Source organism: Paenibacillus lentus (assembly GCF_042714055.1).
GTDB classification, from domain to species: domain Bacteria; phylum Bacillota; class Bacilli; order Paenibacillales; family Paenibacillaceae; genus Fontibacillus; species Fontibacillus lentus_A.
In genome coordinates, this window is sequence record NZ_JBHGVC010000002.1 from 476424 (window position 1) to 491826 (window position 15403).

Genomic DNA, 15403 nt, shown 5'->3' on the forward strand with positions numbered 1-15403 from the left:
TCAATCACTCATTAACTTTTGACGCTGTAACACCGCATTCTTCCGTTAAGAAAAACCTGCTAACTGGAAATGTGGGATTCAAGACTGAGAGCCAAATTAGGGCGGAGGAAAGAGCCGCCACCCTGACTTGATCCAGATCCATCACCAAACTATGTTTTCCTGCGTTTATCGGCTATATTTCTTTTTTACGAAAGTTGGAGTCACCGATCATGAAAGCAATACAGAAATAGAGAACCGCTAGTAACCAGTTAAACAAAATAGTCTCTGCATTAAAGGGTAAATTGCTCGCCATTCGAATAATAGGAAAAACATTGAGAAAAGGCTTAATTCCAGAAATAATATTTTCAAAACTACCTAAAAAAACAGGTATTAAATATATGATTAGAAAATATTTTATTAAATTGGAGAACACTTTTTCTTCTGTAAAGCAAAACATCACGGAGACTGAAAATGAAGCAATAAACAGAGGGATCGATTGAAGAAAATCCTTAAAAAATAAGGTTCGTTCAAATTGATCTTTGGGTTCCAAGAGCAGTTCGATTGCCGACACAATCATGATCAAGTCAAGAAGGACAAATAATAGTAATAACGCAAATATGACAATTAACTTTGAAATGTAGATCGTTCTTCTATTAATGCCTGATACGACCGTATTTTTGAATGTCCCGTTGGAATATTCATTCGCAAACAGATAAATTGTGATAAAGGGAAGGACAAGCACAAGATTATTGAACGAAAGTCTGCAGAATCTGTACAAAAATCCCGTACTGTTATATTCGAAAGAAGGATTCGAGAGCCCGACTGACCAGACTAAGAGGATGCCCAAAAGCGGAATTGCTGCGAGTAAAAAAGGCAAAAAGTAAACAAGTTTTTTGGAACGGATCCTATACAGTTCGCTTCTTAGGTATTTATTCATGATCAGCGCCCCCAATCAAATTGATGAAGTAGTCTTCCAGCGTATCTGCACACTCATTGACAGTTAATATTTTTTCATTGGCAGTAGAGACAATGGTCGAGAGTTCCGAGATATCGATATAATCGCCAGAAATTTTAATATTGGAATGGTCTGAACGAGTAACCTGGCATTGTAACAATTGTTCTTTCAAAAGCGGGTATATCTTATCCGGCCTGGATACTTTTATGTGGATCGATCGGCTGCATTTTTTTCTTAAATCTTCAATGCTCAGTTCCTCTATGACATTGCCTTTGTCGATAAACCCTACCTTAGTGATGAGCTGCTCAAGTTCAGATAAAATGTGGCTCGAAATTAATATCGTAGTGTTATATGTCTTGTTGATTCCCAACAAAAAATTGCGTATTTCCTTGATCCCAAAAGGATCTAATCCATTCGTCGGCTCATCTAAAATCAGAACTTTTGGCTCGTTTAATAAAGCAAGGGCGATTCCCAACCGTTGCTTGTTCCCCAATGAATACTGTTTGAACTTCCTGTCCGCCAATTGAATCAGATCCAGATCATGAAGCACACGTTGTATACGAGATTTTTGAGAAATGCCTTTTTGAATTCTATAATACTCCAGATTTTGTCTTCCGGTTAATTCGGGATAGAATGCAGGGTATTCAATTAAAGTTCCAATTTTTTTACGTTCTTCGAAATCCTGTTTGATGTTTTTTCCAAAGAGCTTAACATTACCGGAATATTGAGTGGATTGACCGCATAATACGCGAAGCAGCGAAGATTTCCCCGCACCGTTCCTGCCTATTAACCCGTAAATATCTCCTTCCTTTATTTGAAGATTTACTTTATTCAGGGCGATTATGTTCCCATATCTTTTTGACAAATTTTCGGTTTCAATGACAGGCTTCATGATCTTGCCTCCTTAATCTTTGAAGTCTCTAAAGTAGTAGTATGCGGATGAAATAGCGCCAACCAGCACTGTAATGGAGAAAAACGCATAAATTAATTGTTTGTAGTAAACCAATCCATTTGGGACAATTAGGGCAAAAGCTATGAATAAAATCATGAGAGTTATGAACATTTTATTGGTCACATTTAGTCGAATCTGCAAACTATATTCATCTTTCTTGCCTATCTTAGTCAAAAAAAGGGTGTATACAACCATACTAAGCAGTCCAACGAAACTAATAATCCCCACAAACAAATTTAAATTCTCCGTAACATCCAACCACTTATCCAAATTATTGAGCATCTTTATTTCCTCCTTCTGTGTATGTGAAAATTTCTTCAATACTTACCCCAAAAAAATTCGCTATCCGATAAGCCAACAGCAAAGATGGAACATAGTTATTTTTCTCCATGACAAATATGGTTTGTTTTGATACGCCAACAACTTCTGCCAATTCACTCTGAGTCATTTTTCTAAGAACCCTGTACTCGTAAACTTTATTGACGATGGTATCGGTATTTTTTTTCAAAGAGTGCCCCCCCTTTCACGAGCAGTATAAAGTATAGTTATAAAAAAGTAAAGTAAAGTTATACAAATTATATAATAGAAAAATACTTTTTGCATATGGAGGTGTCTGAATTGTATCAGTAAATTGAAGCCAGATTTCTGTGGTGGAAGCGCGAAGAGAAGTAAGCCAAGAACTGGAAGCCATAGAAGTACTGGAAGGGCAAACTGAAAAAACTGACGCTTTTGCCCGGCACCCACATGTTAAAGCTGGCCGATCGGGTAAGTACTACAGTCGAATAAGGGAGTTCAGTTAGATCAGTAAATATGGGAACAGATAGGAATTACTTATCTGAGGATCCTGTCGCTGGAGAAACTGTTCTCGGCAACTGTGGGTGAATCTTCCGAGTGCGATGACGGAGTCGCGCTATCAAAATACGTCGAATTAGAATATGCCAGTTCGCTATGAAAATGGTGTGATTATTCGTGTTTTTTCCTATTCTTCGATGGGAGTTGCTGCCGATATTTTAAAATGAACAGATATTAGCAGTTGACCGGTTGATCATCGTGCAATATCCTTCTTGAGATGTGCGGATTTTATGAGTAGTCACCCCTCATTTATTTTTCAAATCGAAAAAATTAAATTTATAAGAAAACTGAATTTAATTATTTTGGTTCTTTACTCCCCACTCACATAACTCTTCCAACACGGGTAATAGTGTTTTCGCTTTATCTGTAAGACTATACTCAACTTTTGGGGGAATTTGAGGATACTCTTTCCGTTTCACCATACCATCGGCTTCCAATTCTTTGAGTTGTGAACTTAATATTTTGTAAGTAATAGCTCCTATCTGTCTTTTCAGGTCATTAAAACGAATCGGTTGGTTTTCTGCTAAAAGGTAAATAATAACCAATTTCCACTTACCTCCAATAACTGACAAGGTATAACCAAAAGGTGTATCTTGAATATTTTTAACCTTACCTTTGTATTCGGCCATACTCATAATTACACTATCCTTTCTGGTAGTACCTATCCATAAAGTGCGTACTATTTTTTTATTTCCCTTCATTTTATACTAACCTTACTTTGATCTAAAGGAGAGAAAAAAATGACGAATACTAAAACCTACAATCACGGTGTTGCATGGGAAGAGGGTAACGGCGTCACTCAGGGTTACTCCGTCAATGGCACCATTTACATTTCAGGGCAATTTTCCCATGATATGCAGGGCGCGTTCGTTGGTGAGGGAGATATCGAGGCCCAGACCCTGCAAACGCTGGAGAATCTCGATCGCGTGCTGGCGGGATTTGGTGTCACGAGGTCTAACCTCGCGTATGTGGAGATCTATCTGACAAACGCGCAAGAGCATTCCGAGCCATGCATACGGCTGTTTAAGGAATACGTGGGACAACATCGGCCCGCTGGCAGTCTCATCGGCGTGACACACTTGGCGTTCCCTGAGCAACTGATCGAAATCAGTGCCGTCGCACACACGGATTAACTGGGCCATCGCGGGCCGGCTGATCCTATAGGAAACGATAGCTGAATAATCTAACTATTTCGAAGAAGACGCGACACCCTATAACACAAGTTTCACGCTGCGACATACGTCCTTGGTTGGAAGATGCAATTATATAGATAAATATACACCAACACAGAAACCCACCTGATGAAAGCGAATATCTCTGTAAAAAGGGTCATGCCGCATCCAATGTCATCTGTAAACTCACTACCGCTGTATCCAATGTACTTTTGCTGCTGTTATCGAATATCTAATCATCAGTACCTCCTAGTTTACCAATACCATAAATCTACATGAAAGCTATCTTAATACTTGTGCCTCACTATTCACGCTGAGGGGCTATCGCCCTTTTGTTGTCAGATGTATAATCATGGAAGAAGCACAGACAACAAGTGACCCAGCCTAAGGTATGAACGATCTAGGGCTACGGTCATTTCATTGATGCAAATGGGGGGATAACATGGAGTTAAATATTAAGAATAAACGCAATAAATCTAATAAACCTTCGGGCCATGAGCAGGTATTAGAGTTTCTGGAGAAGCTTGAACATCCATTAAAACCGGAAATTGAAGAAGTCCGAAAAATCATCTTGAATTCAAACAACCGAATTTCAGAGCATATTAAATGGAACGCGCCTAGTTTTTGTGTGAATAATAAAGATAGAATAACTTTCAATTTTCATGGGAAAGAAGGATTTCGACTAGTTTTTCACTGTGGATCAAAGAAAACAGAGTATGCGAATAAAGGTCCGCTTTTAAAAGATGATACAGGACTATTAGATTGGGTGACCGGTGAAAGAGCCACTTTAACTTTTACATCGGCAAGAGATGTGGAGGATAAGAAAAGCAAACTAATTGAAGTTGTGTCGAAATGGATCGAAGTGACTAAGGATATTTAGCAAGCATTTCATTTGAGGTAAATGACTAAACTCCTTATGCGAAATAGAAAGTAGTAATAAAGCGAGGTGATTGAATGACAAATCAAAATGGAGTACGTATTTTCGATCGGCAGGCCAAATCGTATGAAAGACGACGAAAAAAACTCCAAATGGCTGCTGAACGCAGCCGATTATTGAGACATGCCGAGGGAAAGGTATTGGAAGTATCGGTTGGGGCTGGAAACAATTTTCCGTTCTATCCCAAGGGCGTTCATGTGACGGCGGTCGATTTCAGCCCTAAGATGATTGAAAAAGCGAAGGAGGCGGCATTGGAATTCAGCATTGATTGCGAGTTGTTGGTTTCTGATGTAGAGAGCCTGGATTTCCCAGAGAACTCATTCGATACCGTCGTATCCACTTTGTCGTTATGCGCGTACGAGAAGCCAGAAGTAGTTTTAAGTAAAATGAAGGCGTGGGTAAAAGACAGAGGGACCATCCTGTTGTTTGAACACGGTATCAGTACAAACCCGACCTATTCATGGTTCCAGAACCGACTGGATGGACTATCTGTAAAGTTAGTCGGCTGCCATCAAAATAGGGACATTCTGCAGATGGTACATGATGCGGGAATTGAAATCGAGAACTTGGAGCGAATGATGATAAATTCAGTGTTTCTTATTCGAGGTACCGTTCGAAAATAATGCAAGTACGCTGCCTGTTTTATATAATCATCGAAAAATTTTAATAAGGTTGGTGTAAAATGATCTATCGGAGAAAGACATATATCGTGGAATCTTCATTTGTTGAGGAGTTTAATGCTTTATTTAACGACATTCTTTTACTATCTCAATTAAAGTATGGAGCTAGACTAATCGGCAGATGGCATCTTGAAGTGGATCAGAACACGAGTGAGATTTTTGCACTCTGGGAATATGATTCTTTTGAACAATACGAGGACATCGAAGCTAAGATAAAAGCGGATGAGGAACATGTAAAAAGAGTCCAAGAACGATTTGATCAGATTGGCAGAGAGCGTTTTAAAGTAGTACTAAAACAAGAAATCAAACAGGAATTTATAACATCAACTGTAGATAGAGACAAAACGATATTAAAGACGATCGTATAACCATTTTAAGAGAGTAGGTGATTGTTAGTTGGTTTTGATACGTAAATATAATCCAAGTGACCTAGAAGCTGTAACTGATTTAATGACTGATTTAGGTTATCCAACGGATGTACATAGCATGAAGCAGAGAATGACATGATCGAGGGTAATCCGGGTTATATTATAAGAAAAATGGTTGCACAAATTACAATTCCAAAGGGCCAAGAAGAAGAGGCGCGGAAGTTCTATTGTGGGGTCTTACAGCTGAAGGAAATACAAAAACCTGAAAGTTTGCTTGGCAGAGGTGGATTTTAGGTTGAAGTTGGCGATCAACAGTTACATATTGGAACTGAAGCAGGAGTGGATCGTTTATTAACAAAAGCCCATCTCGCCTATGAAGTAGAAGATATCAAGCTAATGGAGACCCGGCTGAAAGAGAATGGAATTGAAATATTATTAGAGTCAGTTCCTATTCCAGGGTTTGAAAGATTTGAATTCAGAGATCCATTTGGAAACAGAGTAGAATGTATAACGCCAGTAAAGTAGGAATTTCACTTTGAACTTAATATTTCTAAGATAATTGGGGTAAAATGGTTTAATTGTAAGATATTTTTGTTATTCTTATCGCTTATACTAAAGTCACCTGGCAAAAAGCGGCTTTCATGATGAAAAGGTAGCGGCAGCAATCTTTTTGTTGAAAGCGCTTTTTTCTTGGGATGTTGAACTTCGGGAGGAGATGAGGCCAAATCTCTATTCTAGTAGAGAGAGTTGAAGCGGCTGGGAGTGAGGGGAATAACTATACTCGTATTTTATTACGAGGAGGTACTATTTTATGTTCAAAGCAAAACTAGTAAAAGGGGCATTGGCCCTCGCGCTCTTCGGTTCGTTGTTCTCTATTCCGATGATGCCTACCGCCAGTGCCGCTGACGCCAACTGCCCGAATGGGTACGTTGGTTTGACGTTCGACGATGGTCCTAATCCCGGCAACACGACAAATCTGCTTAATGCACTAAAGCAGGCCGGCTTGCGCGCAACGATGTTCAACCTCGGACAAAACGCACAGAGCTACCCATCTCTGGTAAGGGATCAAGTGAGCGCGGGCATGTGGGTTGGCAATCACTCCTATACGCATCCGCATATGACTACATTGAGCAGCTCGCAAATGTCTTCGGAAATCACGCGGACACAGCAGGCGATCCAGTCGGCAACTGGAGCTGCACCGAAGCTATTCCGTCCGCCATACGGCGAGACCAATGCGACCTTGAAGTCTGTCTTGTCCCAGAACGGTCTTACCGAAGTGCTGTGGAATGTTGACTCCCAGGACTGGAACGGAGCGAGCACCGCCCAAATCGTAGCCGCAGCAGGCAGACTGCAAAACGGTGACGTGATCCTGATGCATGACCAGTATCAGACTACGCTCCAAGCAATCCCGCAGATCGCGCAGAATCTCAAGAATCGTGGCCTTTGCTCCGGCATGATCTCACCGAGCAGGGCAGTTGCGCCTGATGGCGGGGGCACAACCCCTCCTCCTACAGGCAGCGGTACGAAAATAGAAGCCGAGAGCATGACCAAAAGCGGACAGTACGCCGGGAATATCAGCTCGCCATTCAACGGAGTTGCTTTATACGCTAACAACGATTCCGTAAGGTTTACACATAATTTCACGAAAGGCACCAGTAATTTTTCACTCCGCGGAGCTTCGAATAACTCCAATATGGCCAGAGTCGATTTGAAAATCGGCGGTCAAACGAAGGGTACCTTCTATTATGGCGGAAGCAGTCCTGCGGTCTATACCTTAAACAATGTCAGCCATGGAACGGGAAATCAAGTAGTTGAGCTCGTGGTAACAGCCGATAACGGATCATGGGATGCTTTCCTCGATTATTTGGAGATCAAATAAAGCGGGGTAAATGATCGTCTCTCAACAAATCCCGGTGGGATCTTCCCCACCGGGATTTTGTTTGGGCATTTCCCGTTTTCTTTTAAATAGAAAAATATCAATTCGTTTGGTAAAGTGAAAATACTGACAGAGCTGCTAAAACTATCAATTCAAAATTGTCAGTAGTATATTTTCCTATTGAAAGGTTGATAGCAAGAAGATCAATATAGTGAAAAGAAGAATACTATATATTACAGTATTTACCCTAAGTTTTCTTTCGCTAATTATTTCATTAAAGCTATTTTGGAAAATGGGCACTTTTGTGGATGAATATAGGTTGAGTCCTACTACTGTAAATGGCGGCGACTTTTGGCTATTAATGGATTGTTAAGATTGTTATTACTATTTATATTATGCATTGTTTCAGGTGCAAAAATATTTAATGATAATAAAGAGTAAGCAGGGGATCCTTAATGCGAAAATATGTCGTATTCACTAAATTAACAGGAGTGGCAATCCATTGTTGCACGTGGAGATAAGAAGATCTAGCAGTAGAGACGTCAAAGAACTATGTGAGTTTTTTTAGATTCGTGATTACAGATGCGTTTATGAGGGAAGGCATTGGTGAACTGCTGGATGACATTGAAGACGAAATCAATTCGAAAATAATCCACTTAAAAAATGATTTCGAAAGCGTCGGAACACAGCACTACTTTCTAATTGCGGAGCATAAGGGGGAAATAATCGGTCAATTGAAATCGGGCCAGCAAATCCGGTATCTCATGTTACTGGCAAGGTCGACTGCCCGCTCGGTATGCGGCCTGTTCCTCCTCCTACGGAATGCAAAATACTCAAATACATAAACGTTAAATGAAATTAGTGTAATATTAATTGAAAGGTGTGACAAGAAAGTGGAACAGGTAATCGTAGGCATAATTATTATATGTTTTGCTATACTCTTATTGTTACTGATATATAGATTAATTAGTTTGAAGAGAAGTTATGGCCAAAAAGAAAAGTTATTAGTGGACTACTTTTCAAATTTCTATGGAGTTAGCTCTAAGGGAATAAAACAAATTAGAGGAAACGGGATTTTATTTTTATCAAGTGATTCATTAAATTTTGAAATGTATATACCGAGAAGGAAATATACCATTTCAATAAATATGATAACAGAAATAAGTAAAGCGAACGAACATTTGGGGAAGATGGGCGTTAGTCTTTTAAGAATAAAGTTTAAAGAAGGAAATCATTATGAAGAAGCTGCTTGGGCAGTTAATCATGTGGAGAAATGGATTAACGAATTATCAATACTAAGAGAAAAACAAATTGTAAACCTTAAGTAGTGATGGTGCATGAATACCAGAAACGATATATGAAATCACAAAAAAGCGAGGTAAAGCCTCTGAAGAACCCCCTTAAATTACTTGTGTTTATTTTATTAACTTCATTCTTATTGAATGGTTGTTTTGATTATGGCCAGGATCTTAGACTATATAGCTTTGAAGATTTAGAGAGCATATTGAAAGAATACAATCTCGAAGTCAAAGAAATCGAAATGATCAATTCGTATCGTCTTGAACAAGTAAAAACTCAGAAATCATTTGAATTAGATGAGAAAGAAAAATTATTTATTTATGTTTTTGAATCGGAAGAAGATCAACTCCTCGGAAGGAAAGAGATAGAAAAACAAACTGCATTAATTGATACTGAATATTCACCTCAATTTTATGAGATGAGGAATGTTCTCATGATATATCTGAGGATCAATGGTAATGAAGGGATAGAAGAAGAGCTAAATAAAATAAAAAAGCAATTAACTTAATAGTTTCATTCTTTTTTTCTCGCTGAATTATTTAATATATTCCCATTAAACACGCTAATTATAAAATTTGGTAAGTTGTATTTTCGAACCAATACGTTATAAGAAACCGGTGCAAAGATATTTTAAACAAACAGTACAAAAAGAATAGAGGACTATATGAAGAATCCTTTTAAAGAAATATTGTCATCTGAAGAAGAGATTAGAGATCTTCTGGGTTATCCAAGTGAGCTTGTTAAGAAGAAAACAATACATTTCCCCATTATTATTTTTATCTACCTCAGATGATCAAGGGTATTGTGATGTGTCTCCGCGAGGGGATGCACCTGGGTCAGTTTTAGTTTTGGACGATAAGCATTTAGTTGTTCCAGAGAGGCCAGGTAACCGAAGGATAGATTCATTAAGAAATATATTATTGAATTCAAGAGTAGGCATGATATTTATAAACCCTGGACTAGAAGAAACGCTTAGGATTAATGGCAAAGCATTTGTAATTAAAGATGAAAAGATTCTAGAACAGATGGAAGCTAAAGATAAAAAACCGTTATTAGGAATAGGGGTAGAAGTTGAGGAATGCTTCATTCATTGTACTAAAAAGCTTTTAAGCGTTCTAGGGTTTGGAATAGCCAATCATGGATGGATTCTAATACTCTGCCCTCCATCCCATCAATATTATCGGATCATGTTAAGTCATCTGAATATACCGAAGAAGTAATTAGGAAAGGGCTGCAAGAAAGTTACGAGAAGAGATTATATTAAAGAATATGAGTGAAGGAGTAGGCGCTTTAAAATGTTATCGTTTCAATATTTTTCAATGACCAAACAATATGCCTCTTTAATTGCAAAATGGAAGTATGGAGATCCATACTCGCTATATAGTATGGATGGTAGTAGGGAAAGCATATTAGAATTAATGAATGGTGATTACTTCTATGTCCTGAATGAAGAAAATGAATTGATTGGATTCATTTGTACAGGAAACTCGGCTCGTGTTCCAGGAGGATATAAAATTGGCATATATCATAGTGATAAATATATAGATCTGGGATTAGGGCTAAACCCAGAATTAACTGGTAAGGGAATAGGAATTTATTTTTTAACAAGTTGTCTTGAATTTATTAAAGAGCAATATAATACGTTAGATGTTCGACTGGTTGTTGCCAAATTTAATGAACGAGCAATTAAGGTCTATGAACGTGTTGGATTTATGAAAGGTCAAACATTCAAGAGCAAGGTTGCGGATCAAGAAATAGATTTTGTAGCCATGAATTTCTCGATTGAATAGTTTGATAAATAATTTTCTTTAAGCAGCAAGCTCATGTGATCGACATGGGCTTGCTATTTTATTGAAATGAATCCACAAAACAGTCGATACAAACTCTATAATCAAAGCTCCCTTCTAGCATTTCCACATAGAAGTCAAAATTATTCACCGGAAGGCAAAAATTGACCCTGCTCCAACCTCCTCCCTCTGATTTATCATAGAACGGAATCTGGAAAACGATTTCAACAGCTGGGAGGAGGAATTTTTTTGAAAGCGCTGTACAAAAGAATATCAGTGGTTTTGGTTTTTTGTATGACGTTGAATTTGCTGCCGGTGTTTCCGACTTGGTCGACGAATACGGCGAAAGCGAGCGATACGGGAGACAATCTTGTTCCTAACGGGGGATTTGAAAATGTCGTCTTTACGGGGAACGCATCCTGGGCAGACGGAATTCAACCGCAAGGGTGGGGCGCGTGGCTGGCCAAGGGACATGGAAGGGTGTCTGCTACCGATGCCGTATATTATTCCGGAGCTTACTCGGTACAGATCGAGCATCTGAGCGCTGATGACCGGACAGGTCTTAGCCTGGATGTGCCGATTGCCGGCGGAATTACATATGAATTCAGCGCCCGGATAAAAACGGCTGATGTCGTATCGAGCGGCGGTGTATTTGTGAGAAAGAATTTTTATAAAAGCATTGCAGGTCTGGACGGCAGCACGAAGAACGAAAAAGTCGGGGACGGCCCTTCGACCGCTAAGTTGGACGGAACCAACAATTGGACGCTGAAAGAAGCGGTGCTGTCAGCTCCGGCCGAAGCGAAATATGTCCGAATCGAACCGTTTTTCGAAACGGGGGCGGGAACTGCTTGGTTTGACGATGTGACGCTGAAACCGCGCAAAGGCGTAACCGGTCTGTCACTGGAGCCGAAAATGATCTCCTTAGAAAAAGGCCAAAGTGCGGTACTAACGCCAATATTCACGCCAGAAGACGCGTCGGATCAACCCGTCCTGTGGAGTTCTTCCGATTCAACGATTGCATCGGTAGAAGACGGGACGGTGACGGCTCTCAATTATGGAAGCGCTGCCATAACCGTGTCGACACCGGACGGTCTCGTTAGCGCCCAATCCTATGTAACGGTGGAGTCTGCCGCAACACTGACCGGTTATGATGAGCTAAGACTGAAATGGTATGACAAACTCATCGGCGGATCTTCCATGGATGCGTCCGATCCGGATGTTGCCGCTTATATTCAGTTGCTAACAGATAAAGTGTCCAATGCCGAAGGTACAGGGATTTGGAACCGGATGAACAAAACGCCGGATGCGAATGCGCTATGGGATGATGTGATCGACAAGAATAACACCGATTCGGCTCGAATCACGAAAGCTTACGGCATGATCAAGGATATGGCGCTTTCCTATTCGACCGCAGGTACTGCTGTGTTCCAAAATGAGGAATTACGGAATGATATCCTAAGGGCTTTGGAATGGATGCATACCTACCAATACAACCACAGCAAGAATAGCGTCCCGAACTGGTGGGATTGGGAAATTGGAACGCCGCAAGCTTTCATGGATATTCTCGTATTGATGTACGAAGATATGCCGGCAGAACAAAGGGATCAATACTTAAGCGTCATTGACCGATTCGTTCCCGATCCGACGAAAAGGGTGCAGAACGCGAGCGTCACGGAAACCGGCGCAAACCTGCTTGATAAAGCGCTAGTTGTTGTGCTGCGCGGTGCCGTCGGCAAGCACGGTGCCAAGATCGAACAAGGCCGGAATGTGATGTCCGGGGAATTCCAATACGCGAAGAGCGGCGACGGAATTTATGAAGACGGCTCTCTAATCCAGCATTCCAATATTGCTTATACCGGGGCATATGGCGGCGTATTGGTCGGACGTATGGCCGATTTAATGTATTTGTTCAATTCGTCGCCGTGGGAGCTGGACGATCCGAATGCGAACAATGTGTACCGATGGGTGGACGATTCATTCGAGGCCTTGATCTATAAAGGCGCAATGATGGATATGGTGAAAGGCCGCAGCATTTCCCGCGAGACAGACTCCGATCATCTGACGGGCCGCGCGATCATTCGAACGTTAGCGCGCTTGGCCGAAGGAGCGCCTGCGGTAGAATCCTCTAGGATCAAGAGCATGATTAAGGAATGGGTTTTAACCGATACGACATTCCCGAACTATTACGAAAATATGCCGATTTATGAAATGAATTTGATCAAGGCGATCGTAGGCGATGCTGCGGTGCAGCCGCGCGGGGAACTGGTGAAGCATCAGAATTTCGCCGCAATGGATCGGGTCGTTCATTTGCGTCCAGGGTTTGGCTTCGGGCTCAGCATGTTCTCCGACCGGATCTCGGCTTTTGAATTCGGCAATAACGAGAACAAAAAAGGCTGGTACACCGGAATCGGTATGACTGCCTTATATAATAACGACTTGTCTCAATACAGCAATCAATATTGGCCGACGGTGGATATGTACCGCTTGCCGGGAACGACAACGGACGGCTATGCACCGGCTCCGAAAGATTGGGCTGCTTATTACAATTCGAAAACCTGGGTCGGCGGTTCGGCGCTCGACGAACAGTATGGCGCGACAGGGATGAATTTTTCGCTTGAAAAAAGCACGGGCAGCAAACTGCAGGGTAAAAAATCGTGGTTTATGTTCGACGATGAGATTGTGGCGTTAGGCTCGAACATTGCAAGTACGGACAACCGTAAAGTAGAAACGATCGTGGAAAACCGCCAATTGACAGACAGCGGCACGAATGAGCTTACGGTGGACGGTCAGGTGAAATCCGACGCACTCGGATGGGAGGAGCCGATGAAAGGGATCGGTTGGGCCCACTTGGAGGGCAATGTTGCCGGTTCCGATATCGGGTATTATTTCCCGGACAAAGCAAATATCACGGGGAAACGCGAAGCGAGAACGGGCTCTTGGAGAGAGATCAATAACGGCGGCTCGTCCGATCCGATGACGAGAAACTACCTAAGCTTGGCGTTCGATCATGGTACGGCACCGCAGAATGGCTCCTACGCTTACGTCCTATTGCCGAACAAGGATACGGCAGCGACTGAGCAATACAGCCAGCAACCCGATATTCAAATATTGAGCCAGACGAACAAAGTTCATGCCGTCCAAGAAAAGAAGCTTGGCATTACGGCATTCAACTTCTGGGAAGCAGATCGTTCGGAATTTGTACGAGCGTATCAACCTTCTTCGATTATGGTCAAGGAACAGGGCGATCAATTGACTATCGCCGTTTCCGACCCGACGCAGAAGCAAGATAAAGTTACGGTAGAGCTCGGCAAAGTCGTATTGAAGGAAATCACGAAGGATCCTTCCGTTACCGTGGTTCAAACATCACCTTATCTCAAATTGGAAATTGACACGAAGGGCGCGATAGGCAGAAGCCATACGATTCAATTCCAATACGATCCAAGCCAAACGCCGGAATTGGACGATCCTGCTACGGAACCGGGCCAAGATGAGAAAGTCGTCGTATATGTTTCCGAAGACGCTTATGTGAATGCCGGAAGTAAAGCGGGACAAAACTTCGGCGGCGTCGGCTATCTCAATGTGAAAAACGGCGTGAACGACTACTTGCGCAAAACGTTCTTGAAATACGACCTGAGTGAGCTTTCCGGAGAAATTGAGTCGGTGAAGCTGATTGTTTTTGGTAGAAAGAACGATAGTCGCGGAGTGACTGAGACGACAGGGGTCTATGAGGTAGAGAGCAATCTTTGGAAAGAGAACACAATCACCTGGAATAACATGCCTCAAGTTGGAAAATTGATCGATAAAGTATCGTTTGACAGCGAGAATCAATGGCGCCAATTTGACATTACCGCCTATGCCAAAGCGCGAATGGCCGAAGATAAGCAAGTGAGCATCGCACTCCAGGGCGAAACCGATTTGACGGTGGAAGTAAGAAGTAAGGAAAACGAAGGCGGGATTTACAAATCGTATTTGGAAATAACGTTGAAGCCAGCCGTATCGGTTACGGGCGTCCAATTAAACAAAGAGCAAGCGGCTCTCATCGTTGGCGATAGCGTAAATCTTGAGGCGATCATCGTTCCTGAGAATGCGACGAACGCCAATGTAGTGTGGACCATCGATCGCAGCGATATCGCAGAGGTGAAGGCGGACGGGCTCCAAGCGATGGTAACCGCTTTGAAACCGGGCCGCGTTCAAGTGACCGTAACGACCGAGGACGGCGCATTTGCCGCAACCTGTGTCATTAACATTACGCTTACAAATACCGTCGGCGATTTGAACGGGGACGGCAAGGTTGGGGTTGGCGATTTGGCCATTGCCGCCGCTCATTTCGGCAAGACGGCCGAAAGCCCTGATTGGGATGCGGTCATGGCTGCCGACATCAACGGCAACGGCATCATCGATGCGGACGATTTGAAATGGTTTGCCGAATTCATGTTCGCTGAGTAAGAAAATGGTGTTTTTGTCAACGAAATAAATCTGATCGATTTTTTAGTGACTGTTTGTATTAGCGAAGGGGACTGACTTTCGGTCCCTCTCGCAAATTGTT

The 15403-nt window shown here is 41.8% G+C and carries 14 protein-coding genes and 2 pseudogenes; 11 read left to right on the plus strand and 5 right to left on the minus strand.

The genetic code is table 11. The features are described 5' to 3' along the window. Positions 1 to 172: 172 nt before the first annotated feature. The 5 genes from ACE3MQ_RS05870 to ACE3MQ_RS05890 form a co-directional block, all read right to left on the minus strand. The gene (locus ACE3MQ_RS05870; RefSeq protein WP_379391564.1) at positions 173 to 916 is read right to left on the minus strand and encodes an ABC transporter permease; all 744 of its coding nucleotides are present in this window, start codon (positions 914 to 916) and stop codon (positions 173 to 175) included. Beyond that, positions 909 to 1826, minus strand: a complete 918-nt coding sequence (locus tag ACE3MQ_RS05875) for an ABC transporter ATP-binding protein (RefSeq protein WP_379391566.1) — start codon at positions 1824 to 1826, stop codon at positions 909 to 911. Before ACE3MQ_RS05875 ends, ACE3MQ_RS05870 begins: the two co-directional genes overlap by 8 nt. 12 nt (positions 1827 to 1838) lie before the next feature. Continuing rightward, a complete protein-coding gene (locus tag ACE3MQ_RS05880; protein ID WP_379391568.1) occupies positions 1839 to 2168 on the minus strand; it encodes a hypothetical protein in 330 nt (109 codons plus the stop codon). Beyond that, a complete protein-coding gene (locus tag ACE3MQ_RS05885) occupies positions 2158 to 2394 on the minus strand; it encodes a helix-turn-helix transcriptional regulator (protein WP_379391570.1) in 237 nt (78 codons plus the stop codon). The genes ACE3MQ_RS05880 and ACE3MQ_RS05885 overlap by 11 nt, the downstream gene beginning before the upstream one ends. A gap of 637 nt (positions 2395 to 3031) precedes the next feature. Next, positions 3032 to 3373: a winged helix-turn-helix transcriptional regulator gene (locus ACE3MQ_RS05890; RefSeq protein WP_379391572.1), complete on the minus strand. Its 342-nt coding sequence runs from the start codon at positions 3371 to 3373 to the stop codon at positions 3032 to 3034. Between the two features lie 105 nt (positions 3374 to 3478). Between ACE3MQ_RS05890 and ACE3MQ_RS05895 the strand changes: the two genes are divergently transcribed. From ACE3MQ_RS05895 to ACE3MQ_RS05945, 11 genes and pseudogenes are all read left to right on the plus strand, one after another. Continuing rightward, the gene (locus ACE3MQ_RS05895; RefSeq protein WP_379391574.1) at positions 3479 to 3871 is read left to right on the plus strand and encodes a RidA family protein; all 393 of its coding nucleotides are present in this window, start codon (positions 3479 to 3481) and stop codon (positions 3869 to 3871) included. Positions 3872 to 4352: 481 nt separating this feature from the next. Further along, the gene (locus ACE3MQ_RS05900) at positions 4353 to 4790 is read left to right on the plus strand and encodes a DUF1801 domain-containing protein (RefSeq protein ID WP_379391576.1); all 438 of its coding nucleotides are present in this window, start codon (positions 4353 to 4355) and stop codon (positions 4788 to 4790) included. 74 nt (positions 4791 to 4864) lie between these two features. Then, on the plus strand, positions 4865 to 5470 hold the full coding sequence (locus tag ACE3MQ_RS05905; RefSeq protein ID WP_379391578.1) for a class I SAM-dependent methyltransferase: 606 nt from the start codon (positions 4865 to 4867) through the stop codon (positions 5468 to 5470). A gap of 86 nt (positions 5471 to 5556) precedes the next feature. Next, positions 5557 to 5895 (plus strand): NIPSNAP family protein, encoded by a 339-nt coding sequence (locus ACE3MQ_RS05910; protein ID WP_379391580.1) that lies wholly within the window; start codon positions 5557 to 5559, stop codon positions 5893 to 5895. A 171-nt stretch (positions 5896 to 6066) separates the two neighbouring features. Next, a pseudogene (locus ACE3MQ_RS05915) lies at positions 6067 to 6420 on the plus strand (VOC family protein). A gap of 286 nt (positions 6421 to 6706) precedes the next feature. Next, positions 6707 to 7774, plus strand: coding sequence for a polysaccharide deacetylase family protein (locus ACE3MQ_RS05920; RefSeq protein ID WP_379391582.1), 1068 nt, complete (start codon positions 6707 to 6709; stop codon positions 7772 to 7774). An 890-nt stretch (positions 7775 to 8664) separates the two neighbouring features. Then, positions 8665 to 9099: a hypothetical protein gene (locus tag ACE3MQ_RS05925; RefSeq protein WP_379391584.1), complete on the plus strand. Its 435-nt coding sequence runs from the start codon at positions 8665 to 8667 to the stop codon at positions 9097 to 9099. A 29-nt stretch (positions 9100 to 9128) separates the two neighbouring features. Next, positions 9129 to 9578, plus strand: a complete 450-nt coding sequence (locus ACE3MQ_RS05930) for a hypothetical protein (RefSeq protein WP_379391586.1) — start codon at positions 9129 to 9131, stop codon at positions 9576 to 9578. A gap of 156 nt (positions 9579 to 9734) precedes the next feature. Further along, a pseudogene (locus ACE3MQ_RS05935) lies at positions 9735 to 10334 on the plus strand (MSMEG_1061 family FMN-dependent PPOX-type flavoprotein). Between the two features lie 31 nt (positions 10335 to 10365). Beyond that, entirely contained in the window at positions 10366 to 10860 is a 495-nt protein-coding gene (locus ACE3MQ_RS05940; RefSeq protein WP_379391588.1) for a GNAT family N-acetyltransferase, read from the plus strand. A gap of 246 nt (positions 10861 to 11106) precedes the next feature. Next, positions 11107 to 15303, plus strand: coding sequence for a polysaccharide lyase family 8 super-sandwich domain-containing protein (locus ACE3MQ_RS05945; RefSeq protein ID WP_379391590.1), 4197 nt, complete (start codon positions 11107 to 11109; stop codon positions 15301 to 15303). Positions 15304 to 15403 lie beyond the last annotated feature (100 nt).